The organism is Plantactinospora sp. GCM10030261 (genome assembly GCF_042666615.1).
Classification (GTDB): Bacteria; Actinomycetota; Actinomycetes; order Mycobacteriales; family Micromonosporaceae; genus KBS50.
The window spans coordinates 207,689-230,482 of record NZ_JBHTDD010000007.1; the positions used below are offsets into that span (position 1 = coordinate 207,689).

The 22,794-nt window shown below is 71.5% G+C and carries 27 protein-coding genes and 2 pseudogenes; 13 read left to right on the forward strand and 16 right to left on the reverse strand.

The features are described 5' to 3' along the window. Positions 1 to 50: 50 nt before the first annotated feature. From ACFQUZ_RS11380 to ACFQUZ_RS11405, 6 genes and pseudogenes are all read right to left on the reverse strand, one after another. On the reverse strand, positions 51 to 746 hold the full coding sequence (locus ACFQUZ_RS11380; protein ID WP_377441020.1) for a LysE family translocator: 696 nt from the start codon (positions 744 to 746) through the stop codon (positions 51 to 53). After that, entirely contained in the window at positions 739 to 1,128 is a 390-nt protein-coding gene (locus tag ACFQUZ_RS11385; RefSeq protein WP_377441021.1) for a hypothetical protein, read from the reverse strand. Before ACFQUZ_RS11385 ends, ACFQUZ_RS11380 begins: the two co-directional genes overlap by 8 nt. Next, entirely contained in the window at positions 1,128 to 2,387 is a 1,260-nt protein-coding gene (locus ACFQUZ_RS11390; RefSeq protein ID WP_377441023.1) for a SidA/IucD/PvdA family monooxygenase, read from the reverse strand. Before ACFQUZ_RS11390 ends, ACFQUZ_RS11385 begins: the two co-directional genes overlap by 1 nt. 73 nt (positions 2,388 to 2,460) lie before the next feature. Beyond that, positions 2,461 to 3,525: pseudogene (locus ACFQUZ_RS11395) on the reverse strand (NAD(P)/FAD-dependent oxidoreductase); the annotation flags it as partial. Beyond that, positions 3,494 to 4,870, reverse strand: a complete 1,377-nt coding sequence (locus ACFQUZ_RS11400) for a class I tRNA ligase family protein (RefSeq protein ID WP_377441025.1) — start codon at positions 4,868 to 4,870, stop codon at positions 3,494 to 3,496. The gene ACFQUZ_RS11400 and the pseudogene ACFQUZ_RS11395, both read right to left, overlap by 32 nt. Beyond that, entirely contained in the window at positions 4,863 to 5,243 is a 381-nt protein-coding gene (locus ACFQUZ_RS11405) for a cupin domain-containing protein (protein WP_377441027.1), read from the reverse strand. Before ACFQUZ_RS11405 ends, ACFQUZ_RS11400 begins: the two co-directional genes overlap by 8 nt. Before the next feature lie 251 nt (positions 5,244 to 5,494). Between ACFQUZ_RS11405 and ACFQUZ_RS11410 the strand changes: the two genes are divergently transcribed. Further along, positions 5,495 to 6,406, forward strand: a complete 912-nt coding sequence (locus tag ACFQUZ_RS11410; protein ID WP_377441028.1) for an NB-ARC domain-containing protein — start codon at positions 5,495 to 5,497, stop codon at positions 6,404 to 6,406. A gap of 44 nt (positions 6,407 to 6,450) precedes the next feature. Here ACFQUZ_RS11410 and ACFQUZ_RS11415 read toward each other — a convergent pair whose 3' ends face one another. Further along, positions 6,451 to 7,125, reverse strand: a complete 675-nt coding sequence (locus tag ACFQUZ_RS11415; RefSeq protein ID WP_377441030.1) for a pyridoxamine 5'-phosphate oxidase family protein — start codon at positions 7,123 to 7,125, stop codon at positions 6,451 to 6,453. Positions 7,126 to 7,140: 15 nt separating this feature from the next. Then, positions 7,141 to 7,407 carry a helix-turn-helix domain-containing protein gene (locus ACFQUZ_RS11420; protein ID WP_377441032.1) on the reverse strand — a complete coding sequence of 89 codons (267 nt, stop codon included), beginning with the start codon at positions 7,405 to 7,407 and terminating at the stop codon, positions 7,141 to 7,143. 77 nt (positions 7,408 to 7,484) lie between these two features. Here ACFQUZ_RS11420 and map point away from each other — a divergent pair, with 77 nt between their 5' ends. Together map and ACFQUZ_RS11430 are read left to right on the forward strand one after the other, a co-directional pair. Further along, complete coding sequence (gene map, locus ACFQUZ_RS11425) at positions 7,485 to 8,318, forward strand: type I methionyl aminopeptidase (RefSeq protein ID WP_377441034.1); 834 nt, start codon at positions 7,485 to 7,487, stop codon at positions 8,316 to 8,318. Positions 8,319 to 8,373: 55 nt separating this feature from the next. Then, on the forward strand, positions 8,374 to 8,829 hold the full coding sequence (locus tag ACFQUZ_RS11430; RefSeq protein ID WP_377441036.1) for a GNAT family N-acetyltransferase: 456 nt from the start codon (positions 8,374 to 8,376) through the stop codon (positions 8,827 to 8,829). A gap of 75 nt (positions 8,830 to 8,904) precedes the next feature. On the opposite strand, the gene ACFQUZ_RS11435 is transcribed toward ACFQUZ_RS11430, so the two are convergent. Continuing rightward, positions 8,905 to 9,141, reverse strand: a complete 237-nt coding sequence (locus tag ACFQUZ_RS11435) for a hypothetical protein (protein WP_377441038.1) — start codon at positions 9,139 to 9,141, stop codon at positions 8,905 to 8,907. 147 nt (positions 9,142 to 9,288) lie between these two features. On the opposite strand from ACFQUZ_RS11435, the gene ACFQUZ_RS11440 reads away from it, so the two are divergent. Next, entirely contained in the window at positions 9,289 to 10,740 is a 1,452-nt protein-coding gene (locus ACFQUZ_RS11440; protein WP_377441040.1) for a serine hydrolase domain-containing protein, read from the forward strand. 330 nt (positions 10,741 to 11,070) lie between these two features. Here the strand turns inward: ACFQUZ_RS11440 and ACFQUZ_RS11445 are convergent. Together ACFQUZ_RS11445 and ACFQUZ_RS11450 are read right to left on the reverse strand one after the other, a co-directional pair. Then, positions 11,071 to 11,196 (reverse strand): annotated as a pseudogene (locus ACFQUZ_RS11445) (response regulator); the annotation flags it as partial. 53 nt (positions 11,197 to 11,249) lie between these two features. Continuing rightward, the gene (locus ACFQUZ_RS11450; protein WP_377441042.1) at positions 11,250 to 11,513 is read right to left on the reverse strand and encodes an ATP-binding protein; all 264 of its coding nucleotides are present in this window, start codon (positions 11,511 to 11,513) and stop codon (positions 11,250 to 11,252) included. A 3-nt stretch (positions 11,514 to 11,516) separates the two neighbouring features. On the opposite strand from ACFQUZ_RS11450, the gene ACFQUZ_RS11455 reads away from it, so the two are divergent. The 3 genes from ACFQUZ_RS11455 to ACFQUZ_RS11465 all read left to right on the forward strand — a co-directional run bounded on the left by ACFQUZ_RS11455 (position 11,517) and on the right by ACFQUZ_RS11465 (position 13,021). Next, entirely contained in the window at positions 11,517 to 11,804 is a 288-nt protein-coding gene (locus ACFQUZ_RS11455; protein ID WP_377441044.1) for an ATP-binding cassette domain-containing protein, read from the forward strand. Positions 11,805 to 11,830: 26 nt separating this feature from the next. Next, positions 11,831 to 12,118: a hypothetical protein gene (locus ACFQUZ_RS11460; protein WP_377441046.1), complete on the forward strand. Its 288-nt coding sequence runs from the start codon at positions 11,831 to 11,833 to the stop codon at positions 12,116 to 12,118. A 603-nt stretch (positions 12,119 to 12,721) separates the two neighbouring features. Then, positions 12,722 to 13,021, forward strand: coding sequence for a hypothetical protein (locus ACFQUZ_RS11465; RefSeq protein WP_377441048.1), 300 nt, complete (start codon positions 12,722 to 12,724; stop codon positions 13,019 to 13,021). Between the two features lie 11 nt (positions 13,022 to 13,032). On the opposite strand, the gene ACFQUZ_RS11470 is transcribed toward ACFQUZ_RS11465, so the two are convergent. After that, on the reverse strand, positions 13,033 to 15,672 hold the full coding sequence (locus ACFQUZ_RS11470; RefSeq protein WP_377441050.1) for an ATP-binding protein: 2,640 nt from the start codon (positions 15,670 to 15,672) through the stop codon (positions 13,033 to 13,035). A 167-nt stretch (positions 15,673 to 15,839) separates the two neighbouring features. On the opposite strand from ACFQUZ_RS11470, the gene ACFQUZ_RS11475 reads away from it, so the two are divergent. Next, positions 15,840 to 16,574: a VOC family protein gene (locus ACFQUZ_RS11475; protein WP_377441052.1), complete on the forward strand. Its 735-nt coding sequence runs from the start codon at positions 15,840 to 15,842 to the stop codon at positions 16,572 to 16,574. A gap of 204 nt (positions 16,575 to 16,778) precedes the next feature. On the opposite strand, the gene ACFQUZ_RS11480 is transcribed toward ACFQUZ_RS11475, so the two are convergent. Continuing rightward, the gene (locus ACFQUZ_RS11480) at positions 16,779 to 17,285 is read right to left on the reverse strand and encodes a carboxymuconolactone decarboxylase family protein (protein ID WP_377441053.1); all 507 of its coding nucleotides are present in this window, start codon (positions 17,283 to 17,285) and stop codon (positions 16,779 to 16,781) included. Positions 17,286 to 17,430: 145 nt separating this feature from the next. Between ACFQUZ_RS11480 and sigJ the strand changes: the two genes are divergently transcribed. Next, positions 17,431 to 18,360 carry an RNA polymerase sigma factor SigJ gene (gene sigJ / locus ACFQUZ_RS11485; protein ID WP_377441054.1) on the forward strand — a complete coding sequence of 310 codons (930 nt, stop codon included), beginning with the start codon at positions 17,431 to 17,433 and terminating at the stop codon, positions 18,358 to 18,360. Positions 18,361 to 18,377: 17 nt separating this feature from the next. Here sigJ and ACFQUZ_RS11490 read toward each other — a convergent pair whose 3' ends face one another. Continuing rightward, a complete protein-coding gene (locus ACFQUZ_RS11490) occupies positions 18,378 to 19,301 on the reverse strand; it encodes a helix-turn-helix domain-containing protein (protein WP_377441055.1) in 924 nt (307 codons plus the stop codon). A gap of 87 nt (positions 19,302 to 19,388) precedes the next feature. On the opposite strand from ACFQUZ_RS11490, the gene ACFQUZ_RS11495 reads away from it, so the two are divergent. The 4 genes from ACFQUZ_RS11495 to ACFQUZ_RS11510 all read left to right on the forward strand — a co-directional run bounded on the left by ACFQUZ_RS11495 (position 19,389) and on the right by ACFQUZ_RS11510 (position 21,481). Then, entirely contained in the window at positions 19,389 to 20,039 is a 651-nt protein-coding gene (locus ACFQUZ_RS11495) for a class I SAM-dependent methyltransferase (RefSeq protein ID WP_377441056.1), read from the forward strand. 65 nt (positions 20,040 to 20,104) lie between these two features. Next, positions 20,105 to 20,455 carry an ArsR/SmtB family transcription factor gene (locus ACFQUZ_RS11500; protein WP_377441058.1) on the forward strand — a complete coding sequence of 117 codons (351 nt, stop codon included), beginning with the start codon at positions 20,105 to 20,107 and terminating at the stop codon, positions 20,453 to 20,455. Next, the gene (locus ACFQUZ_RS11505) at positions 20,452 to 20,919 is read left to right on the forward strand and encodes an SRPBCC domain-containing protein (protein ID WP_377441060.1); all 468 of its coding nucleotides are present in this window, start codon (positions 20,452 to 20,454) and stop codon (positions 20,917 to 20,919) included. The genes ACFQUZ_RS11500 and ACFQUZ_RS11505 overlap by 4 nt, the downstream gene beginning before the upstream one ends. Further along, complete coding sequence (locus ACFQUZ_RS11510) at positions 20,906 to 21,481, forward strand: TIGR03086 family metal-binding protein (RefSeq protein ID WP_377441062.1); 576 nt, start codon at positions 20,906 to 20,908, stop codon at positions 21,479 to 21,481. The genes ACFQUZ_RS11505 and ACFQUZ_RS11510 overlap by 14 nt, the downstream gene beginning before the upstream one ends. A 52-nt stretch (positions 21,482 to 21,533) precedes the next feature. Here ACFQUZ_RS11510 and ACFQUZ_RS11515 read toward each other — a convergent pair whose 3' ends face one another. Together ACFQUZ_RS11515 and ACFQUZ_RS11520 are read right to left on the reverse strand one after the other, a co-directional pair. After that, entirely contained in the window at positions 21,534 to 22,016 is a 483-nt protein-coding gene (locus ACFQUZ_RS11515; protein WP_377441064.1) for a pyridoxamine 5'-phosphate oxidase family protein, read from the reverse strand. An 11-nt stretch (positions 22,017 to 22,027) separates the two neighbouring features. Then, positions 22,028 to 22,711: an alpha/beta fold hydrolase gene (locus tag ACFQUZ_RS11520; protein WP_377441066.1), complete on the reverse strand. Its 684-nt coding sequence runs from the start codon at positions 22,709 to 22,711 to the stop codon at positions 22,028 to 22,030. Positions 22,712 to 22,794: the final 83 nt, after the last annotated feature.

Sequence of the window (22,794 nt, forward strand, 5' to 3'; positions counted from 1 at the left end):
CGCGTAGGGGCGGTGCCGGCGGCCGCCCACCCGGCGGTCCCGGGAGCGGCTCAGTGACTCAGCGCGATCCGGATCGCGAGGACGATCAGGATCAGCCCGGTCAGCCGCTCGATCGCCCTGAGCACCGGTGGGCGGGTCAACCAGGGGTGCAGCCGGTCGATGAGCAGGATGTAGCAGGCCCACCAGAGCACCGCGAGGCCGATGAACGTGGCGGCCAGCACCGCCGTGCGGGCCGCCGCGCCGTCGCCGGGCTTGACGAACTGCGGGACGAACGAGACGTAGAAGACGACCACCTTGACGTTCAGCAGCTGGCTGGTGACGCCCATGACGAACGAGCGGCGGGCCACGTGCGGATCCTCGGCCACCGGGGCGTTGCGGGCCGGCTCGGTCGCGTCCAAGCCGGTGCCGGCCCCACCCGCCGCCACTGTTACGGGTTGCGTGGCCGGCGCCGCCCGCCGGGGCCGGGTCGCCCACAGGATCGTGCCGCCCAGATAGAGCAGGTACAGGGCGCCGGCGACACGCAACGCGGTGTAGAGCCCGGGGGAGGAGACCAGCAGCGCCGACAGGCCGGCTGTGGCGAGCGACGCGTGCACCAGAGCGGCCGCGAACAGGCCGGCCAGCACGACGAAGCCCGCCTGCCGCCCGTACCGGACGGTCTGCCTGGTGACCAGGGCGAAGTCCACTCCCGGCACGATAATGATCAGCAAGCTGGCCGCGATGAAACTGACGATCTGGAGGTCAGACATGCCGCCCGCCCTTCCGCGGTCCGACGAGGGTCGGCGCGGCCTCCTCGATGACGGACACGCCGCTGTCGCGGCGCGGTCCGTGCCGGCGCCAGTTCTCGCGGAGCCTGATCCGGCCGTCCGGCAGCCGCTCGGGACGCGAGACACACTCCCCGACGACGATGGTGCCGTCGGTGAGCACCTCCAGGTACGCGAAGCGCACCACGCCCTCGGCGTCGCAGGTCCCCGCCAGCGAGCCGCGTCGTACGGTCCCGCCGGTGATCTCCCCCCAGACCAGGTCGCCGCGCTGGTGGTAGTGCCCCGTCAGTGGCGCCACGCCGGCGTCGTCGGTCCCGACGTGGTCGACGGAAACGAAGACCTTGTCGTCGTAGTCGAACGCCGCCATCACGCCCACCGGGTGCTCAGATAGTCGTCGTGGAACCGGCAGACGGCGCGACCGGCGATGGAGTTCAGCACCATCGCGCTGCGGATCGGCAGGATGCTGAGGTTGGAGTCGACCAGCCCCTGGACGTATCGCCCCCGGTTCAGCACGAAGATTTTGTGGTCGTCGGCGTGTTTCCACCGGATCGAGTAGTCCGACTCGATTATTGGTTCACCGCGCTCGTCGACGTCGACAAGCGCGGACAGTTCCGGATCGAAGGGCAGCGGGGCCAGCCGCCGCCCGGCCGCGACGACCAGGTTCACCGCCCGGTGCCGTTCCTCGCCACTGCCGGCCGTGAGGCAATCCAGCTCGATCTCCCCGTCCAGCTGTCGGGCCCCGGTCACGGTGCGACTCGGCACGATGATCACCGGGAACCGTCCGGTACGCAGCCGCTCCTCGTAGTTGTGCTGGTAGATGCCCCGCAACGTACCGGGCGAAATGCCGTCGCTGGTCAGGATCTGACCGGAGACGAGGCGTTCGCGCACGTCCCGCGACAGGGCGAGGAACGCCTCCTGGTAGGCGGGCCGGTACAGGTCGTTGGCCGAGGGGGAGTCCTCCAGCGGCGCGAACCAGGACCGCCGACCGATCCACCTGATGTCGCGGCAGCCCCGGCCCAGCAACGCCGCGACGCACTCCGCGCTGGTCTGGCCGCTGCCGATCACGATCCACGGCGAGTCCGGCTCGTCCGGCACGGTCGCCAGACGTTTGTCCAACTCGTCGGCGACGAAGACGTGCCGGGGATCGAGGGCGCTCAGGAAGTCGGGTACGAACGGCACGGTGCCGGTGCCGAGCACCAGGTGCTGGGAGCGGGCGACGGCCTCCCCGCCGCTCAGGCTGACGAGCGCGCCGTCGAAGTCCACCTGGTCGATCCGGGTGCCGTAGGAGATCAGCGGCAGTTGGCCCGCCGCCCACACCAGATACTGCTGGTACTCGACGCGGGGGATGGTGTCGAACCCGGCACCCAGCAGGGCGTAGACCTTACCGGTGGTCACCAGGTAGTTGAGGAACGACAGGGGGTGGGTGGGGTCGTAGAGCGAGACCAGGTCCTTGACCCAGCCGGTCTGCATGCGCACACCGCTGTGCAGCATCCCGTCGTGCCACCCCGGCCGGTCGCGGGACTCGAACAGGGCGATCTCCTGCGGCGCGAGCACGCCGTACATCGCCGCGAGGCTCAGGTTGGCGGGCCCCGCGCCAATTCCCACTGTGTGATAGGTCTGTGTCATCGTTCTGCCTCTGTCTATCGGGTTGGACACGGACGGCGGATCGGATGCCCAGCAGGGCGGTGGCGGCGAGCCGGCTGGCGGCCAGCACGGTCTTGGCGGCGCCGCCGCTGCCCCCGGTGAAGGTGAGCACGGTGCCGGCGACGCCTCGCAACGCCAGGCCGGCGGGTTCGCTGTAGCAGTCGGCGGCGCTGACCGGCGGGCCAACCGGTCGAAGGTTCCGGCCCGGGAACCGCTGACCGGTGGTCACCAGGACGCGTGCCGCCAGTTCGGCGTCGGGCTCGGGGCCCGGCGGGTCGACGTCCCAGCGATCGCTGGGCAGCCCGAGCAGCAGGCGTCCGGGACCGGCCGGCCGACCATAGAGGCCACTTGTGGCGTCCACGAAGCACGGCAGGTCGGGCCGGTCGGTGGCGTAGTGGGCGTACTGGACGTGTTTGGTGCGTAGCGTGGTCGGTAACCCGGCGGCGCGCAGCAGACCGGGCGTCCACGCCCCGGCGGCCACGACGACGAGGTCACCGGTGAGCCGGCGGCCGTCGCGCAGGACGACCGCGCCGTCGTCGAGCCGGGCCACCGGTGTGGCCTCGGTCCGGTCCAGGCCACGGAGGACGGCACGACGCAGCAGGTCCGGGACGAGGTATCCGGCCCGCCGTTCCCAGACGGCCACCGCACGTTCCGGAAGGTGGTCGAAGCCGAACCGACGCGCGATCTCCGGCCCGGCCACCATCTCCACGCCGGCGGCCGCGAGCCCGTTGGCGTCGGCCCCGCCGGTCGTCGCGGTTCCGGCCCCGCCCCCACCGGTCGTCGCGGTAGCGGCCCCGGCGTCGTCCGGATCGAGCACATAGAGCGAACCGGTCCGTCGCCAACCCACGTCCGCCGCGAGGGACGGGTCGGCCAGCAACTCGTCAAGGCTGGCGGCGGCCAGCGCCCGGGCGGCCGGTTCGGGTTCGAAAGCCCGTACCAACCCACCGGAGGCGGCGGTGGCGTCGACGTACCGGCCCGCCGGCCCGCCGCCCTCCGTGCCGATCAGCACCGCGTCGGCGCCGACGTCCCGCAGCCGTCGAGCCAGGAGAACCCCGCTCACGCCCGCGCCGACGATGAGCACCCGCGGCTCAGCCACCGGAGCCCGCCGGGATGCTGCCACCGATGAGACCCAGCAGCCCGGCCGCTCGTTCGGGCCGGCTGCGGAACGCGGCGAGCGCGGCGCGAACCGCCGTGGCGGGGTCGAACTGCTCCAGCCGCAACGCCTGCTCGCCCCGCGTCAGCTCGATGTCCGCCAACACACCGTCGAAACCGGGAGCGGTCCCGTCGAGGACGGTGGCGTACCGCGCCTTGAACGCCTCGTACGCCTCCGGCCGGAAGTCGGACTCGTACCTGTCCGGTCGGTCCCAGCTGACGAACGCCCGGACCACGGCCGGATCCTCGGTGGACAGGAACTCGTGTGCCCAGATGGCGTGGTCCCGACTGGTGGAGAACTTCGCACCGGTGAGTCGGTAGAACTCGTTGACCACCAGCCCGGTCGGCCGGTCGGGCAGCCCGGCGGCCAGGTGCAGTGCCGGAATGAGAATCGCGTAGTAGAAGGCGTTGTCGACACCGAGGAAGATCCACTGCTCGTCGACGTCCCGCCACGCGTCGAGGTACCCGTCCAGGGCGGCCGCGTCCGAACGCAGGTGGCGGGCGGGCAGGAGCAGGTTGGCCAGGGCCATCTCGGCCCACACGTCGATCCGCAGGTCGTCGTCCCATTCGATGCCCCAGTCGGACGGGTAGGCGAGTGGCACCTCAGGCAGCCCACCAGCGAGGCACGACCCGACGAGCTGGCGCAGCCGTGGCGGCAGCACCGTCCGGGACCAGAACCCGGCCAGCCGATCCCGGTGCTCCGCCAACCGAAGCACCGGAACCGAATGCGTGACCGGCTCGGGGGCCACAGAGCAGCAGGTCGACAGCGCGCCAACCAGGTTCGTGGCGGTGCAGAAACCGCCACACCCCTCGCAGGTGCCACCGGCGGCACCGGCTCCGCAGGCCGGGCAGCGCCCGACGACCCGGACGTGGTGCAGGACCCGATGACAGGCGGCGCACGCCCCCAGCGTCACCGGGGCCACCTCGACGGCCTTCACCTCGACCAGTTCGGTCAGCAGACCGGCCACGTCGTCGCGGTAGCGCGGGTCAGCCAGCGGGTCGACCATGATGTCGTACCGGATGCGTGCCGCGTGCAGGGCCTTGCCGATCAACGCCCCGTAGCGGCTGACGGTGTCCGCGGCGGTTTCCCCGCCCGCCTCCGCCCGCGCGAGCACATAGTTCTGGTGGGCGTCCAGGCCGCACTGGGTCAGCACCCGGCGGCCGCCGGCGCGCAGCGCGCGAGCCGCGATGTCGCCGGCGACGTACGGACCCGACAGGTGGCCGAGGTGCAGCGGCCCGTTCGGTGTCGGCGGCGGTGTCACCAGGAGCGCCGTGCCGGCGCCCGGGACGGTAAGCCTCGGGTCGTCAGCCATTGTCGACCCCGTCGCCGGTATCCGGCGCCTCGACGCTGTTCGTGCGCGGCATCCAGTAGATGCTCAGGATCGTGAGTGGCTGTTCCGGTGAGGGATTGTGGATGACATGGCGCTGCTCGGGATCGAGCAGGATCACGCCGCCGGTCAGCACCTCGACCTTCTCCCCACCCGCCTGGTAGATGGCCGTGCCGCGGGTGACCACGGCGAACTCGACCTCGGGGTGCACGTCCTCGGTGCTGCTGCCGCCGGGCGGGATCACACACCACATGGCGTCGAAAGGCAGTCGGCCGAGATCGCGGTACTGCTTCCAGCGACCGATCTGTATGCCGTATTCCTCGGTGAGTTCGGCGGTATCGCTGACGTATTTCCGCATTTCTGTCCTCCTGGCCGGGTTGACCTGAGCGCCGGAGCTGGGCTGACGCCGGTCTCGGTGCGACGGAAGAGTGGGCTTGGCTGATTATCGCCATCAATGGCAGTAGAGCCACTGTGGACATAATCTGATCGAGCTAACAGGAATTACACCGGCAGATCACCGGCAATCTCGCTGCTGACTGCCACCCAGTGGCCTCGGCTCCGGTGGTTCGCCGGCACGAATCAGCCGGAACCTGTACGGAGACGACTACGGTGATCCGCTATCCGGATACACTGGGTGATGACATCGTCACGGCTCGGCAGCGGGCCAACCTCACCCAGGAAGAGCTGGCCGACCGCACCGGGCTGAGCGTCCGGAGCATCCGCAACCTGGAGTCGGCACGGGTGACCCAGCCACGGCCGGCAACCGTCCGGCTACTACGTGACGTCCTCGGCCTACCCGCCCACCCGGCGCCATCGGCCCGGATCCGCCCCATGCAACTGCCGCTGGACATTCCCGGCTTCATCGGTCGCGCCGCGCAGCTCACCCAACTCGATCGGTTGCTCGACCGCGGACCTCGACGGATGTCCACCGTCGTGGTGTCCGTCCTGTCCGGACGGCCCGGAATCGGCAAGACGGCGCTGGCACTGCACTGGGCACACCGGAGGGCGGTCCGGTTCGCCGACGGAGTGCTGCACGTCCACCTGCGCGGTAGCGACCCGGCGAAGCCGGCGGTGACACCCTCGGAGGCGCTTGGCTGTCTCATCGAGGCTCTCGACGTGCCCGGTGTCGTCCCGAGTGGTCTCGCCGCGCGGGCCGGACTGTACCGCAGCGCCCTCGCCGGTCGCCGGATGCTCCTCATGCTCGACGACGCGCGGGACGCCGACCAGGTACGACCGCTGCTGCCCGGGGCTCCGGGCTGCATGGTCGTGGTGACCAGCCGGGACCGTCTCACCAGCCTGATCGCCGGCGAGGCCGCGCACCCGGTCGTGGTGGACGAACTCACCGCCGACGAGGCGTGGGAGCTACTCCGGATCCGGTTGGGCGCGCACCGCCTCACCGCCGAACGCGAGGCGGCGCAGAAGATCGTCACCGACTGTGCCGGTGTGCCTCGGGCGCTGGCGGTGGCGGCGGCCCACGCGGCCACCCAGCCCCGGCTGCCCCTCGCCGAGTTGGCCTGGTGACCGCCGTGGGACGCCGTCACCGCCGGTGGCCCCGGCCGCGATGATCAGGGCCGGTCGACGCGGGTGCCGGCCCGGGCGGCCACGTGCGCCGGCACGGGTACGCCTGCGGGCAGCGCGGGATCGGCCAGCGGCTGCTGCCACCGCGCGGCCAGGGGAAGCTCTCCGGCCCAGTGGCCACGTGCGGCGTCGGGGCTGTCGCCGTCATCCGGCGGACCGCTGCGCGTCTTGACCGACGCCTCGGTGAGCGGGAGCGCCAGCAGGGCCGTGGCCGCCAGTTCCTTGCGGTTCGGCTGCCGGGCGTAGGTCCACTGGCCCGGTGCGACGTGTTCGGTGAGCACCCGCAGGCCGTGCAGCTTCTCCTCCATGTCGGTCACCCACCGCGGCATGCCGTAGACCATCGCGCTGCGGTAGTTGATCCCGTGTTCGAAAACAGAGCGAGCCAGGACCATGCCGTCGACGACGGTTACCGTGACGCAGACCTCCGCTGCGGTGGTGAGACTTCTGCTGGCCACCGAACCGTGCAGGTAAAGGTGCTGTTCGTCGAATCCGTAGACGGTCGGCACCACCATCGGGCAACCCTCCACGAGGACGCCGAGGTGGCAGACGAAGCTGGCCCGGAGCACGTCGAACAGGGCGCTCCGGTTGCTGTGCCCCTTCTCCTTCATGCGGCGCAACCGGGTCCGGGGCGTCGCGGACAACGGCACATCGGCATCGGTCATGACGTGCCCAATTCTCTAGGAGGCCTGGCGGGCGGGTGTGTCGGCCAGCCAGACGTCGGCCAGGTCGCTGAGCGGCACGTCGAGGGCCTGGCTGAGGCAGACCACGGTGCCGAACGCCGGTGCGGGAAGGCGGCCCGCCTCGATCTTGCGCAGCGTCTCGGGGGAGATGCCGGCGGCCAGGGCCACCTCGACGAGGCCGCGACCGGCCCGCGCGGTCCGGAGGGCGGCTCCGAGGCGCTGGCCGGCGGCGATCTGTTGGGCGGTGAGTGGTTGGCGAACCATGCCCCGCAGGATATCCCTCCGGCGCGTCCCAGCCTGTCATGGTATAAAAATACCGAGTACGGGGAGGGGAAGCTGTCATGATCGAATTCAAGTCCGCCGAGGAGATCGGCCGGATGGCGGTGACCGGCACGTTCGTCGGCGAGCTGCTCGCCGAGCTGAGCGGTGTCGCCGCTGTCGGCGTCAACCTGATGGACATCGAGCACCACGCCCGCCGCCGGATCACCGAACGCGGGGCCGAGTCCTGCTACTGGGACTATGCCCCGTCGTTCGGCCGCGGCCCGTTCCGCAACGTGCTCTGCCTGTCGGTCAACGACGCGGTGCTGCACGGCCTGCCGCACGACTACGTGCTGCGCGACGGCGACCTGCTCAGCATCGACATGGCGGTCAGCATCGACGGCTGGGCCGCCGACTCCGCGCTCTCCGTCGTCGTCGGCACCCCCGACCCCGCCGACCTCAGGCTCATCGAAGCCACCGAGGTCGCGTTGGAGGCCGCCATCGCCGCCGCTCAGCCCGGCGGCCGGCTGGGTGACGTCTCCGCCGCCATCGGCCAGGTCGCCGGCTCCTACGGGTACGGCGTCAACGGCGAATTCGGCGGCCACGGCATCGGCCGCACCATGCACGAGGCGCCGCACGTGGCCAACAGCGGCCGCCCCCGCCGCGGCCTGAAACTCGATCCCGGCCTCACCATCGCCATCGAACCCTGGTTCTGCCGCTCCACCGACAAGATCCGGGTCGATCCCGACGGCTGGACGATCCGCTCCGCCGACGGCTCCCGCACCGCCCACTCCGAGCACACGGTCGCCATCACCGAAGCCGGCCCTCAGGTCCTGACCCGCCGCCCGACCCGCGACATCACGTCGGCCGACCCCACCTCGGCGGAGCCCACCAGGAAGCCCGCCACCGCCGCCTGACCTACCCGCCGCCCGCCCCCAGGCGTGGCTTCCGGACTCGATAGGTTTGTCGGCCATGACTGACGTACGGCTGGAACCGATGACCGCGGATGAGTACCAGCCGTGGCGGGCCAAGGCCGAGGCGCACTACGCGCGGAGTGTCGCCGCGTCGGGCCGGTCGGCACAGGACGCGGCTCGCATTGCCGCCGATACCTACGCGCAGTTGCTTCCCGACGAGTCCGCCACGCCTGATCATCATTTCTGGAATGCCTACGACGGCGACCGCCGGGTCGGTTTCCTCTGGGTCAAGGTCACTCACGGCACGGCGTTCGTCTACAACGTCGCCGTCGAACCCGACCTTCGCCGCCAGGGCTACGGCCGCGCGATCATGCTGGCGGCCGAACGCTGGTGCCGCGACAACGCGCTGCTGAGGATCGGCCTGCACGTCTTCGCCCACAACACCGGCGCCCGGGCCCTCTACGAGCAGTTGGGTTTCACCGAGACCGGTCGCAACATGGCCAAGGACCTGTGACCGCGATTCGCCCGGACGCTGCCGTCTCCCTCGCTCCGGATCACCCGGCCGGAACCCATCAGTCGCGGTAGGCCGTCATGAATGCCGGAACGTCCGCGTCAGTCGCAGGATGCCCTGGTGAATCAACACGCCGACGCCGGTGTTGACCGCGGCGAGGCCGGCGGCGCCGAGCAACCCCGGCTCGACACTCGCCACGCCGCCCGCGACCAGCAGGACCGGCCATGCCACAGCGGCGGTGATGAGCGTCGACCGCCACCAGCGTCCGAGTAACAGGCCGAACAGCACCAGCAGCGGGATCACGGCGGCGGCCACCTCCTTCGCTGTCGCAAATCTACCGCAGTGGATCGTTCCGGTGGCATCCTCCCAACCGTCGGAGAGCACGGCGGCCCGACTTTCGACAGGGACAGGTTGCGACGATCGCCAGACGCTTCCCCGGCGGGTGATCCATAGGTTCGGTCCATGCGGAAAACAACTCTTCTGGCGGCTGTCGCGTTATCCCTGGTCATCGCTTGTCCGGGGCCCGCGCGGGCCGGGGAACCGGCCGCCACACCCACCGTCTCGGCTATCGACGACTACCTGCGAGAGGCTCTCGACTCGACCGGCCTGCCGGGGATGTCCGTGGTGGTGACCCACGACGACCGGATCGTCCACGCCACCGGGCTCGGCCATGACGCGTCCGGGCGGTCCGTCACCGCCGACACCCCGATGCGGGTGGCGTCGGTGAGCAAGTCGTTCACCGCGGCCACGGTCATGACCCTCGTCGACGAGGGCCGGGTGGACCTGGACCAGCCGGTCGCCACGTACCTGCCGGAGTTCCGCATGGCTGATCCGCGCGCGGGCCGGATCACCGTACGTCAGTTGTTGAACCAGACGTCGGGCCTGTCGGACCGGACGGTCGACATCGGCGCGACGCAACGTGCCACCAGTCTCACTGGTTACCTGGCCGCCCTTCGACCCGGCGGGTTGGCCGGTGAGCCCGGAGTCCGCTGGGAGTACTGCAACGTCAACTACGATGTCGCCGCCCGGCTGGTCGAGGTGGTCGATGGCCGGCCCTTCGCCGACGCCGTACAGGACCGGGTGTTCGAGCCGCTCGGCATGGGCACCAGCGCCGTCGGAGACCGGGTGGTGCGGCCCTCGGACGGGTTTGTCTCCCTCTACGGTGCCTGGGTGTCCCGGGCCGAGCTTCCGGGCTTCCGTGGTGGGTCCGGTGGGCTCGTCACCACGGCGTCGGACATGGGTCGATGGTTGATCAGTCAGACGGGGCATGGTCCGCGAGTGGTGACGCCTGGCAGTTTGGCGGCGCTCCACACGCCGGCATCCGAAACCGGCTACGCGATGGGTTGGGGCGAGGAGCCCGTGGAGGGCCGGACGCTGCTGGTGCACTCGGGCAACCTGTTTACCTACACGGCCGTGCAGGCGGTGGATCCGGCCACCGGCTTCGGTTTCGCGGTCCTGACCAACAGCGCCTCGCTGCACGACGACACCTACGACGTCCTGCTGGGCCTGGTCTCGCTGACCGACGGCAATCAGCCGGCCGTGCCGGGCGGGGGACGGCAGACGATGGAGTTGGTCCTGGCACTGGTGGCCCTGACTGCCGTCGGGCTGGGGATTCTCGGCGTGCTCCGATCCGGTCGTTGGGCCCGCCGCCGTGCCCGCCGGGCTTGGTGGCGGACCATGCTGCGGATGGTGGGGACGCTGGTGCCGGTGGCGCTGCTGGCCGCGTACCCGCAGTGGGCGTCGATCCTGATGAATGGTCGGTCCGTGACCTGGGCGCAGATGACCTATTTCCCGGCGCCGTTGACGATCACGCTCGCGGTCGCCGCGGTGGCCGGGCTGGCGACCGCCGCGGCGCGACTGGTCCGGCTGCGGTCGGTGCGGCACGCGGACCTGGGCATCGCCGAACGACGGTGACGTTTGGCCGGATACAGTCGCGCGGTGCACAGGGAGCAGGTCCGGCAGGCGTACGCGTCCGTCGCGGAGCGCTATATCGAGCTGCTCGGCACCACGCAGCAGGTCCACGCCGACGACCTCGCCTTCATCGGGCGACGAGCGACTGCAACGGCCCAGCGAGGGACCTTATCGGCCACACGCCGCCATCGCGGCCGTTGCCGGCGCCGGGTCGCGGCTCCCGGTCAGCCCTCCTCGGTCGGACCGGGGCTGACCAGGCCCGTCTCGTACACGACCACCACGGCCTGCACCCGGTCGCGGAGATCGAGTTTGGCGAGGATCCGGGCCACGTGGGTCGAGTTCGGGCATGCGCACGTCCATGAGCACGACGTCGGGGCGGGTGCGTCGGACCGCGTCGACCGCCTCCGCGCCGGTCGCGGCCTCGGCCACCACGTCCACCCCGCCGGCCGTGAGGATCATGCGGAAGCCGGTACGAACCAGCGCCTGGTCGTCGGCGACCACCACCCGCACCGTCACAGCGCCGCCAAGGGGATCAGGGCCTCGACCCGGTAACCGGAGCCGGGCCGGGCCTCGGCGTGCAGCGTCCCGCCGTACACGGCGAGTCGTTCCCGCAGGCCGATCAGCCCTCGCCCGCCCGTTCCGCCGGTGGTGGCCGGGGCGTCCGGTTCGGTGTTGCGGACCCCTATCCGCAAGACCTCCGGGGAGTATTCGACGAGGACCGTGGCGGCGGCGCCGGGCGCGTGCCGCACCATGTTCGTCAACGCTTCCTGGACCACCCGGTGACCGTCGCCGGTGCCCGGGTGGAGAGCCTCGGTGAGGCCGCTTCGGCCCGCTTCCGGCGGGCGCACGTCGGCCTGGTCTTCCAGTTCTTCAACCTGCTCGACGACCTGACCGTGCTGGACAACGTGCTGCTCCCCGCGCGACTGGCCGGCACCCTCGGCCGCGCGGCGGGCGAACACGCCACCCGACTGGTGGACACGCTTGGCATCACCCGGCACGCGAACGCGTACCCGGGTCGGCTCTCCGGCGGCGAACGCCAGCGCGTCGCCGTCGCCCGCGCCGCGTGATCTCACCGGGAACTAGGATCACACGGGTGACGGTCCAGTTGTGTGTGCTGCTGTGGGCGCGTCCGGGCGCCGCCGAGGCACTTATCGCGTACGAGGACAAGGTGCTGGCGCTGCTCGGCGAGCATGGCGGTCGGGTGGTGCGGCGGGCCCGCACCGGCGGCACGGACGGCGCTCCCACCGAGGTCCAGCTGATCGAGTTCGCCTCGCGAGCCGGGTACGACGCGTTCCTGGCCGACGAACGGCGCACCGCGCTGGCCGGCGAGCGGGACGCGGCGATCGCCCGGACCGAGGTCTATCCCGCCGAGTTCGTCTAGCGCGATTCGTGGATGGTAGCGCTTCCACCTGGCGCGCCGGACACGGAGACGCGCCCTCGGCGCGGACAGCGCGGGCGACGGCTGTCTCCGGGGACCGCGGTGCCGTCGACAGCCGCTGGTCGCCGCCGTTTGCCGGGTTTGCGGCCGGGTAGCCGGGCGGGCAGTGGGCACGACGCCGTCCGGCCGAACCCGTCCGGCTGCCCGGCACAACTCGACCGACGGAGGAGTGGCCATGCTCAAGGGGCGGCTCGCTGACGTGGTGATCGGAACGTTCGGGGGCGCGGCGGCCACCGTCGCCGGCCCGAGACAGGGACTCGCGCGCCTGAGAACGAGGGCTGCCTCGCCCACCGTGGTCGGCATCGGGGTCGCGCTGGTCGCCGGGTATTTAGTCGGTCGCCGCCGGTCCGGCTGACCCCGACCCCCGGCGAGTGTGCCACAGCGACACGCCGGTACGTCCTGCACGCCCATACGGTTCTGCTCGACGGGGCACTGATCTGTGGACGCCAAAATTCGGTCGCCCGCGCATCCATGGAAGGGCGGAGACGTATTACCAGTGGTCGCGCCCGCCGGCGGGCGGGAGGGTTCGACACCAGGAGGAACGTGATGACCCTTTCCAGGGTGACCTGCGCGCGGGCAGAGGCGTTGTTCGTCTCCGCGGTGCAACCGTCCGAGCGACCTACCGCGTACCAGGTCCGCCGGGCGGTCGCGCACAGCCTGCTGCGGCATCGGCTGGCCGGATGCGCGGCGTTGGTCGCCCAGGAGTACGGCGACCACCCGGGCGCCGCGCTCGACCGGATGCGGTGGGCGGTCGCCGCGGTGCGGAACGCCTATCCGGCATCCCGTGTGGCAGCCGCACCGGCGCCCAGGCCACGTCGAACCGAGGTCTGCGCCGGGCGGTGCTGAACCGCAGCGGCTCACCTGGTCGCCGCGCGCACGGCGTCGGCGAGCAGGGCCGCGGCGGCCCGCGGTACGCCGTGCGCCACTCGGGCCGCACCGTGCGCGTACTCCCGCTCGGCCGCGACGGCCCCCAGCAGCGCCCGGCAGCGCGTGTCCACCTCGTCCCGTTCGTACAGCAGGGCGGGATGCGGGTGTGGCTGCCCGCGCCGTACGGCGTCCGCCAGGCCCAGCAGACGAGCGGCGGCGACCGGATCGGCTCGCAGGGCCAGCGCGGCGTGGGCATCCAGGACGGCCGGGATCTCGTACGGCGGAAGGCCGTGCGTCATCGCCTCGAGCCCACGTCGCAGCTGGTCGTCCACGCCCGTCAGGTCGCCGCAGGCGTGCCGGACGATGCTGGCGCGCGCCTCGACGAGGCCGCGGTGCGGGGTTTCGTCGCCGAACGCGTCGAGTAGTCCGAGGGCCGCGTCGATGGCGCGCCGGGCGCCGGCCAGCGACGCGTCGGTGAAAGGGCGGCCGTCTGACGGGCGATCGGGGCGGCTGCCTCGACGGGGGCTGGTGACAGCGCCGGCACCCGATCGGTCCTCGGTGTGGGCGCCGCCGGCCAGTTCGGCGATCGCCACCGTGGACAACGACAGCGCCTGGAATCGGGGATGCCCGCCCTGCCCGAACCGTTCGGCCGCCTCGGCGGCATGGGCGGCCGCCATGGCCCAGTCGCGCAGGCTCAGCGCGACGCCACCCAGGTTCATGAGCGTGATTCCCAGGTCGTTGTCCCGGGCACCGGCCCGCCGTCGCGCGACCAGCGCCTGCCGGTAGAACTCCTCGGCACGGCCGAGGTCACCGGTCAGCTCGGCCACGGCACCCAGGTTGTGCAGCGCCCGGCCCGCGGTCCGCCAGTCGTTCCCCATGACCGCGAGGTCGCGGGCCCGCTCCATGTGCCTGGCCGCGCCCAGCAGGTCGTCGCTCTCGCTCGCGAGGCTGCCCTCGAGCATCTCCAGCGCGGCGCCTGCGATGTGGTCACCGGCGCGCAGCACGCGACGGCCGCGGTGGAGCAGGTCCCGTGCGCCATCGGGGTCGTGCAGCAACCGGCTCATCGTTCCAGCCGCGGCCAGCGCCCACGCGGCCCCGGCCACTTCGGCGTCCGCGAGGGCGACCAGCGTGCGCCGGCCCTCGACGAAGCGGCCCCGCTCTTCGCAGTACCGGTACACGGCCTCGACGGTGGGCTGGTCCACAGCCGCGGGCATGTGCCGAGCGGCCCAGAAGAGGGCGGCCCGCACGGTGTCGGCGTCCGCGTCGAGCGCCGCGCACGCGGCACGGTCCAGGAACGCCGTTGTCACCGGCCTCGCCGGGCCGCTGTCCGGAGGACCACCATCGGGTGCGGTCACCGCGCGGAGCCGATCAAGGTAGATGCCGGCGACCGCACCCTCGGCGCGGAGCCGGTCGGCGCGGCTGGCCAACCGCTCCCGGGCCACCTCCGCGACGGCGTTGGCCATCACGTATCGGGTCACCGATCCGTCGCGTCGAACCCGCACCAGGCCGGCGTCCACCAGCTCACCGAGCGCGTCCAGCGCCTCGTCGACGTGGGCGGTGAGCCGCCGCAGTAGCCGATCCAGATCATCGGCCCGGATGCCACCCACGCTGGCTGCCAGCCAGGCGAACACGTCCTGGGCACGGGTGCCGGTCGACGCCAGGGTGGTGGTGATGGCGTCCCGCAGCGAGCGGTGGTGCGCGGGCAGGTCGGCCGCGCCGCCGGTGAGAACGTCCAGCGGACGCTTCAGTCGGTCGAGCAGCTCGTCCCCGCTGAACAGGTGGGTCCGGGCGGCGGCGAGTTCCACGGCCAGTGGCAGGTGGTCCACCGCGGCGCAGATGCGCAGCACCACGGCTCGATCCAGGGCGACGGCGGCGCTGGGCGCGACCGCCGTGGCTCGCTGCCGGAACAGCGCAGCCGCGTCGTCCGGCGGCAGCGGTCCCAGCGGGAACAGCCGCTCGCCCTGGGCGTTGAGCCGACGCTGACTGGTCACGAGGATGGTCAGTCCGGCGCAGTGCCGCAGTAACGTGGCCAACGCCGGCACCGCCGCGACCAACCGCTCCATGGCGTCGAGCACCAGGATCAGGCGGCGACTGCCCACCTGGATGCGGATCTGCTCGATGGCCGACCCCCGGGTTGTGCCGCCGTCGACCACCTCGGCGATTCGCTCGGCCACCAGGCGGTGGTCGGTCACCGCGGACAGATCCAACGTGCGAACGTCGTACCCGCCGCGCCGCAGTCCCGGGACCAACTCCGCGACCAGGCGGGACTTGCCCACGCCGGCGGGGCCCAGCACGGTGATCATCCGGTGCCGTCCGCCGGCGGCGAGGTCGAGCAGGGCCCGCAACTCGTCGCGGCGACCGACGAACCCGGTCGGCGCCGCCGCCAGTACCGCCGGCCGATCCGGCCGTCCATCGGCGTGGGCGGCGACGAGGAAGGCGCCGAGCGCGTCGCCGTCCAGCCCGAGGGCACCGGCCAGCAAGCGGATCGAGTGTGGCCGCGGCCGCGTCGTGCCGCCGCGCTCGATGTCCCGTACGGCCCGCTCGCTGAGCCCGGCGCGGACCGCCACGGCCCGCTGACTCAGCCCGGCGGCGATCCGATGGTGCCGGACCACGGCACCGAACTCAGCCACCCGTCGGACGGTAGGTGGCCGAGCCGGTCCTGGCTGTCGGACAGCCGATCGGGCGCCCGAACTGTCGGTTATCGGCTACTGCCGCCGTGTGGCCGATCGGGTAACCCGCGACGACGATCGGCTATTTCCATGTGCGACCGTGCGTGGCGCATGACTACGAAGGAGCCATGGCCAACGAGCGGACCATTCCCCTGCTGCCCTGCGCGTCCATCGACGACATCGTCGCCTTCTACGAGGTTCTCGGCTTCCAGATCACGTATCGGCAGCGGAAACCCAATCCGTACGCGGCGTTGCGGCGGGCGGACCTGGACCTGCACTTCTTCGGGATGCCTGAGTTCGATCCGCGCCAGTCCTACGGGTCCTGCCTGGTGCTGACGTCGGACCCGGGGGAGCTGTACCGGGCGTTCGCGGCGGGCATGCGGGCCGCGTACGGCAAGGTGCTGATCTCCGGTACGCCACGCATGACCCGGCCCCGACCGCGAAAGAACTATGACGGGTTGACCGGCTTCAGCGTCATCGACCCGGGCGGCAACTGGATCCGGATCGTTCAGTCATCGGCCACCGCTCCGGCGTCACCGGCCGCGCCGACCGGCAGACTGGCCGCGGCCCTGGCGAACGCGGTGGTGCTGGGCGACTCCAAGGGCGATCACCGGCAGGCCGCCCGGATCCTCGACACCGCGCTGGCCCGTCCCGAGGCCGGTGACGACCCGGTGGTGCTGGTGGAGTTGCTGGCCTATCGCGCCGAGATGGCAATGGCCCTGCGGGAACCGGCCACCGCGGCGGACCTGCTGGCTCGCATCGACCGCGTCACATTGATCGGGGACGAAGTCGAACGGGCCACGGACGCGTTGCGGGGCGCGGCCGACATCGCGGCGGCGCTGCGGGCGGAGCCGGACCGCTAGCGCGGTGTCCATAAACGTTCGCGGGTTCCGGTGTGTACCGGGCCTGGTGGACGGAGACACCCACAGTCACCCGAGGGCAGGTTCGTTAGGCGACCCGACTGCGGCCTTTGCGCTGCTCTAGCCCACGCAACCGGCGGCGGGTGTGGTCGGGGTTGAGGAAACCGGGGTGAGCGCGTGACCGTCCCACCCCGGTCGACGGGACAGCTACCTGCGGTAGTTCTTGCCGAGGGGCATGCCGGGGATCGGCTTGGCGATGAGCGCGACGGGGATGAAGAAACAGATCTGGCCGATCGTCACGGTGAGCGTCCACAGGGCCCGGTCGTCGTAGTGGGCCGACGCCCTGTCGAACAACTCGTCGGGGACCCGTTCCCCGGACGGATTCGGGGTGAGGACGGCCTCCAGGAGTTCCAACGCGATGCGCTCCGCGCCGGTAAAGTACGGGGCGTCCCGCCAGGACGCGACGGCGGTGATCCGCTCCTCGGTCTCTCCCGCCTTGCGCAGGTTCTCGGTCTGCCGAACGGTGTGGTAGGTGCTGCCGACGAGTTGCCCGGCCCGCAGCTGCACCAGACCGATCGTGGTGCGCGGGATCGAGCCGTTCAGCGTGGCCTTGGTCATCCCCTGGGCGACCGGTCCCAACTCGGGAAGGACCTCGATGGGGTCGGGCAGGCGCGACCGGATGTCGTCCTGGCCGGGGATCACGGGCGTGGACATGGTGAACTCTCCTCTGTCGTTCTCAGCCGGGTCAGTAGTTCGACGACGCGACCCCGGGAACTGTGAGGTGACCTGCCGACATCACAGTTGACCCCGGTGTTTCGTCGGACCGGCGGGAGGAACGCGACAAAGGGAGCCGCCGATCATGAGCACCCCATCCGAACCGGGGGACGGCCGACGCGACCCGGATCTGGCCGAGGTCATGAGCGAACGACGTCAGTTGATCAACCTGGCGTACCGGATGCTCGGCTCCCTGGCCGACGCCGAGGATGTCGTGCAGGAGTCCTACACCCGCTGGTACGCGATGTCCCGGCAGCAGCGTGCGGCCATCGAGGCACCCGGTGCCTGGCTGACGACGGTCGTTAGCCGGATCTGCCTCGACCTGCTCGGCTCGGCCCGGGTGCGGCGGGAGCGCTATGTGGGCGACTGGATCCCGGAACCGCTGCCCGATCACGCCGAGTGGAGTGGAGGGTGGCCGGGTGGGGATCCGGCGGATCGGATCACCCTGGACGAGTCGGTGAGCATGGCCTTCCTCGTGGTGCTGGAGTCGATGACTCCGGCGGAGCGCGTCGCGTTCGTCCTGCACGACGTCTTCCGCTACCCCTTCACCGAGGTCGCCGAGATCGTCGGCCGTACGCCGGCGGCCTGCCGCAAGCTCGCCTCGTCGGCCCGCCACCGGATTCGCGGCCCGCATTCCGCCGCGACCCCGTCCGCTCGGCGGGCCGGTGTCGTCCGGGACTTCAAGCAAGCCTGGGAGGCCAGGGACATCGCCGCCCTCGTCGGGATCCTCGATCCCGACGTCACGGCGACCGCCGATGGTGGCGGCCTGGTCGCCAGCCTGCGTCGCCCGATCGAGGGCGCCGTGGACGTCGCGCGCTACGCCGTCGAGATCGTGGAACTGGCGCCCGACATGACGATCCTGGAACGTACGGTCAACGGCCAGCCTGGGCTGGTGGCCGAGCGGGACGGTGCCGTCATCTCGGTGATGGCGTTCGACATCGTGGGCGACCGCGTCAGGCACATCTGGGCGGTTCGTAATCCGGAGAAGCTCCGCCCGTGGACGGCGGAGTCATGAGGTGGCGGGACGCCACGTCATGGCGTGGCGTCCCGCCACCGCGCCGGAGTCATCCCGTGATCGGCGCGGAATCGCTTGATGAAGTAGCTGACGTCGGGATAGCCGACCCGCCGGCTGATCGCCGCCACCGTCAGGTCGGTCTCGCCGAGCAGCAGGCGGGCCTGCCGCATGCGGCGTTGCGCGATCCACTGCTGCACGGTACGTCCGGTCCTGCGGCGAACCACGGTGGTGAGGTGACCGGGGGTGAGCCCGAGGTCGGCGGCGACACCGGCCAGCGACAGCGGCTCGTGGTAGCGGCGCTCGATGGTGTCGAAGACAGCCGCGAGCAGCGGCTCTCCCGAGGACCGAAACTGGGCGGCGACACCGGTCGACAGTCGGGCCGCGGCCACGAGCAACAGGGTCAGGTGGGCGAGTGCGGCTTCCCGATGACCGTCGCGCCGTGACCGTAGCTCGCCGTCGAGCGCGGTGAAGCGTCCGGTCCATTCGGCCCGGTCGGCCGGTGGGACGTGGAGCCGTTGCGCCCGGTCCGTGCCACGGGCGAACGGAAAGAGCAACGGGTGCGTACGCCACGACGAGTAGGCCCCGGACGTCCCGGGCCGCACCACGTCGGCCGGGAACCACACGGCCCACCCGTCCGTGACGACCTTGTCGTGCGGGTCGTGGAACGAGAGGACCTGGCCCGGCGCGATGACGAACAGGTCGCCGCGGGTCACAGTCCACGTCCGGCCGTCGATCAGCAGCCTTCCGTGCCCCCGTAGCACGTAGAAGAGCACCAGAAACTCGTGCGTGTGCGTGCCGTCGGCGCCCAGCACGGGCAGGCGCTCGCGGACCCGGGCCACCGCGACCGGTGCGGTCCCGGGCGCGTGTTCGAACCCGATGACCGGGACCCCCTGCCCGGTCACCCCGACTGGGCGGGGCGCCCAAACCGAAGTTTGTCGCATCCCTTCCACAGATTCGCCATTGTCCGCACCTTCGCCTCGCATGAGGCTGAGAGTACGACCAACTTTTGTCGGATGTCGGAGAGTGCCATGACCCATCAGCCCCACCTCGACCACGAACAGCACTACCTGCCGCCCATGGGCAAGCGCTGGCTGCTGCCGCTGTACGACCCGTTCAGCCGGCTCGCCGGCGTCGGGCGCCTGCACGAGCAGTTGCTGGACCGCGCGGACATCCGTGCCGGCCAGCGGGTCCTGGAGATCGGCTGCGGCACCGGCAACCTGCTGCGGGCGCTCGGCCGTCGCACACCGGACGTCGACGCGACCGGCATCGACCCTGACCCGGGCGCGCTGCGCCGGGCCCGCCGGAAGGCGGTCCGGTCCGGACTGACGATCCGGTACGAGCGCGCTTTCGCCGGCGCGCTGCCGATGGACGCCGACAGCGTCGACCGGGTGCTGTCGGCGTTCATGTTGCACCATCTCCCGGAGGACGAGCGCGACCGTGCGTTGGGTGAGGTCGCGCGGGTGCTGCGGTCCGGCGGCGAACTGCACGTGGTGGACATCGACGGCACGCCGTCCGGACGGGGAATCGGTCGGATGCACCGCGATCCACGGATGGTGACCAGCCGTCCCGAGCGGGTGTTGACGGCGATGACCGGTGCCGGTCTGACCGACGTGGCGGAGACCGGCCGTGGATCGGCGTGGTTCGGCCGGTTCGTTTTCTACCGCGCTCGGGCCCGCTGATCCTTGACGGGGCCGTCACCGCTGACTAGTTTGATTTAAACCAAACGGTTGAAACGGGGGTGGGGATGCCGCCGATCGACGCCCTGTCCAAGGTCTTCTCCGCCCTCGCCGATCCGACGCGCCGTGACATCGTGGCCAGACTCTCCGTCGCCGACGCCACGGTCAACCAACTCGCCGAGCCGTACCGGATGAGCCTTCAGGCCGTGTACAAACACCTGAGGGTGCTCGAGGACGCGGGGGTGGTGAGTCGGTCCGCCGGCTCGCAGCCCCGCCCGGTGCACCTGGAGGCCGAGGCGCTGGACCTGCTGGACGGGTGGATCGAGCGGTATCGACGCCAGGCCGAAGACCGCTACCAGCGCCTCGACGGAGTACTGGCCGCGATGGACGACAGCGACGACGAGGAGCACCGGTCATGACCACCGTGGAGGCGGATCCCCAGCTTCCAGTCATCCGCGTCACCCGCGATTTCCGGGCCACCCCGGAGCAGGTGTGGCGGGCACACGTCGACCCGGAACTCTTCGCCCGGTGGGTCGGCCCGAACGGCATGCGCACCCGCGTCGACCACTGGGACGCGCGGACCGGCGGCAGCTTCCGGTACGTGTCCGTCCGGGACGGCGTCGAGTACGGCTTCCGTGGGTGTTTCCACGAGATCCGGCCGGATCTCGTCGTCCAGACGTTCACGTTCGAGGGCGATCCGGACGGGGTGGCCCTGCAGACACTCCGGTTCGACGACCTCGGCGACGGCCGTGCCAGGCTCCGGGTGCAGTCCCTGGTGGACAGCTTCGACAGCCGGGACGCCTGGCTGAGGAGCGGCATGGAGACCGGCGTGGAGGACGGATACGCCAAGCTCGAAAGGATGCTCACCGATGGCCCTCGCTGACCTCACTCCCGCCGAGCGGCACCGCCAGATCGCGGCCGTCTTCACCGACCGCGTCCGGGCGGCCAAGGACTGGGACGCCCCGGCGCCGGTGGCCGGCTGGACGGCCCGGGACGTCGTACGTCATCTCGTCGGGTGGCTTCCCGGCTTCCTCTCCTCCGGTGCCAACGTCGGGCTGCCGAGCGGGCCCAGCGTCGACGACAACCCCGTCGCCGCCTGGCAGACCCAGCGCGACGCGGTGCAGGCCCTGCTGGACGACCCGTCGACCGCACACCGGACGCTTGCCGACAGGCACATCGGCGAGGTGCCGGTCGACCAGGCCATCGACCGGTTCTACACCTCTGACGTGTTCATGCACACCTGGGACCTGGCCCGCGCCACCGGACAGGACGATCGGCTCGACGCCGACTTCTGCGCCAAGCTGCTGACCGACCTGGAACCGATGGACGAGGTGCTGCGTTCATCGGGACAGTTCGGCCCCCGGGTGCCCACCCCCGACGACGCCGACGTGCGGACCCGGTTCGTCGCGTTCATCGGCCGCGACCCGTTCTGGACGCCGTCCTAGCGACTGTCTGCGCGGGCCGGTCTCGACGGCGGCCGGGGCTCCGGTCACGCCGTCAGGCCGGCACCCGGGTCCGGTGATCGGCGGCGCGGCCGTGGAGTTCGCACGGTTGCCGAGGTTCCCGCGGGCACAGCACCCACAGGTCCGACGCCGTCGCCCGGTACAAACGGTACGGCGCCGAGCCGGTCACATCGGCCCGCTCGACGGCGCTGGCCCCGTCCCGAGCGGGCCGGGGATAGGACGCCAGGGCGCGGTCGAGGTCGTCGTCCGCCACCTGCGCCGCCGTCCCGACCGCGTAGAGCGCACGGCCGTGGTACGGCGGCACGGTGGAGTCGAAGACGACGAGACTCACCCACGGGCGCCGCGCGAGGTGCCGGGAGTGGTCGGCGTCGGTGGCCGACACCCACAGGAACTCCCGGTCGGCCTCGGGGGCGAAGTACACCGGCGTGCTCCACGGCCGACCGGCGTCGTCGACCGTGCCCAGGGTCAGGTACAGGTTCCGCTCGACGAGCGAGCGGGCGTGCGCGGCGATGTCCATGGCGGCAATTGTCAGGCGTCGGCCGCCGCGCCGAGGAGCCGGGCCAGCTCGGCCGGCCGGGTGAACATCGGCCAGTGCCCCGAGCCGATGTCGACGAGGTCGAGGTGCTTGGCCCTGGCCAACTCCGCCAGCTCGCCGGCGGCGATCCACTCGCGGACCTGGTCCGGGGTGAACTCGGGACAGACGAGCGTGACCGGCACGTCGTACCGTCGCTCGTCGGTCAGCCCCACCACACCCTGGGCGACGCCCGCCGGCGTCGGGATGGCCGCCGACGCGATGCGCCGCCGAGCGTCCTCGTCGAGATCTGCCGAGTCCGGCCCCTCGAACGGTCCCCAGCCGGGGAACGGCATGACCCCGTCGACGAGATCGAAGAACGCGGCGTACTTCTCCCCGTCGGCGGACGGGAAACCACCGACGAGCACCACCCGGGCCACCCGCTCGGGTCGTGCGTCGGCGGCCATCCAGGCCAGTGTGGCGGCGGCCGAGTGACCCACCACGAGGACCGGACCGGAGGCGGCGTCGACCGCGGCGACCACCGCGGCGAGCTGGTCGTCGAGCGTGGCGGAGGTGGACCCGTCGCCCTGACCGGGGAGGGTGAGCGGCGTGGCGCGGTGGCCCAGCCGTTCGAGCGGCGCCACCACCTCGTCCCAGGCCGAGCCGTCCAGCCACAGGCCGGCGATGAGCAGGATGTCCATGGTCTCCCCCTGAGTTCGATCGGCAGGCGGTGAGCGTACGACCTGATCCGGACGATCCACTTCCGCTTATCGTCATCGACGAT

Bases quoted from the DNA above. Each gene is read 5' to 3' on its own strand.
- ACFQUZ_RS11440 (WP_377441040.1), top strand. From the start codon at position 9,289: ATGCGGAAAACAACTCTTCTGGCGGCTGTCGCGTTATCCCTGGTCATC.
- sigJ (WP_377441054.1), top strand. From the start codon at position 17,431: ATGAGCACCCCATCCGAACCGGGGGACGGCCGACGCGACCCGGATCTG.
- ACFQUZ_RS11515 (WP_377441064.1), bottom strand. From the start codon at position 22,016: ATGGACATCGCCGCGCACGCCCGCTCGCTCGTCGAGCGGAACCTGTAC.
- ACFQUZ_RS11505 (WP_377441060.1), top strand. From the start codon at position 20,452: ATGACCACCGTGGAGGCGGATCCCCAGCTTCCAGTCATCCGCGTCACC.
- ACFQUZ_RS11390 (WP_377441023.1), bottom strand. From the start codon at position 2,387: ATGACACAGACCTATCACACAGTGGGAATTGGCGCGGGGCCCGCCAAC.
- map (WP_377441034.1), top strand. From the start codon at position 7,485: ATGATCGAATTCAAGTCCGCCGAGGAGATCGGCCGGATGGCGGTGACC.
- ACFQUZ_RS11415 (WP_377441030.1), bottom strand. From the start codon at position 7,125: ATGACCGATGCCGATGTGCCGTTGTCCGCGACGCCCCGGACCCGGTTG.
- ACFQUZ_RS11420 (WP_377441032.1), bottom strand. From the start codon at position 7,407: ATGGTTCGCCAACCACTCACCGCCCAACAGATCGCCGCCGGCCAGCGC.
- ACFQUZ_RS11380 (WP_377441020.1), bottom strand. From the start codon at position 746: ATGTCTGACCTCCAGATCGTCAGTTTCATCGCGGCCAGCTTGCTGATC.
- ACFQUZ_RS11405 (WP_377441027.1), bottom strand. From the start codon at position 5,243: ATGCGGAAATACGTCAGCGATACCGCCGAACTCACCGAGGAATACGGC.
- ACFQUZ_RS11430 (WP_377441036.1), top strand. From the start codon at position 8,374: ATGACTGACGTACGGCTGGAACCGATGACCGCGGATGAGTACCAGCCG.
- ACFQUZ_RS11400 (WP_377441025.1), bottom strand. From the start codon at position 4,870: ATGGCTGACGACCCGAGGCTTACCGTCCCGGGCGCCGGCACGGCGCTC.
- ACFQUZ_RS11490 (WP_377441055.1), bottom strand. From the start codon at position 19,301: ATGCGACAAACTTCGGTTTGGGCGCCCCGCCCAGTCGGGGTGACCGGG.
- ACFQUZ_RS11475 (WP_377441052.1), top strand. From the start codon at position 15,840: ATGGCCAACGAGCGGACCATTCCCCTGCTGCCCTGCGCGTCCATCGAC.
- ACFQUZ_RS11520 (WP_377441066.1), bottom strand. From the start codon at position 22,711: ATGGACATCCTGCTCATCGCCGGCCTGTGGCTGGACGGCTCGGCCTGG.
- ACFQUZ_RS11385 (WP_377441021.1), bottom strand. From the start codon at position 1,128: ATGGCGGCGTTCGACTACGACGACAAGGTCTTCGTTTCCGTCGACCAC.
- ACFQUZ_RS11510 (WP_377441062.1), top strand. From the start codon at position 20,906: ATGGCCCTCGCTGACCTCACTCCCGCCGAGCGGCACCGCCAGATCGCG.
- ACFQUZ_RS11465 (WP_377441048.1), top strand. From the start codon at position 12,722: ATGACCCTTTCCAGGGTGACCTGCGCGCGGGCAGAGGCGTTGTTCGTC.
- ACFQUZ_RS11495 (WP_377441056.1), top strand. From the start codon at position 19,389: ATGACCCATCAGCCCCACCTCGACCACGAACAGCACTACCTGCCGCCC.
- ACFQUZ_RS11500 (WP_377441058.1), top strand. From the start codon at position 20,105: ATGCCGCCGATCGACGCCCTGTCCAAGGTCTTCTCCGCCCTCGCCGAT.
- ACFQUZ_RS11480 (WP_377441053.1), bottom strand. From the start codon at position 17,285: ATGTCCACGCCCGTGATCCCCGGCCAGGACGACATCCGGTCGCGCCTG.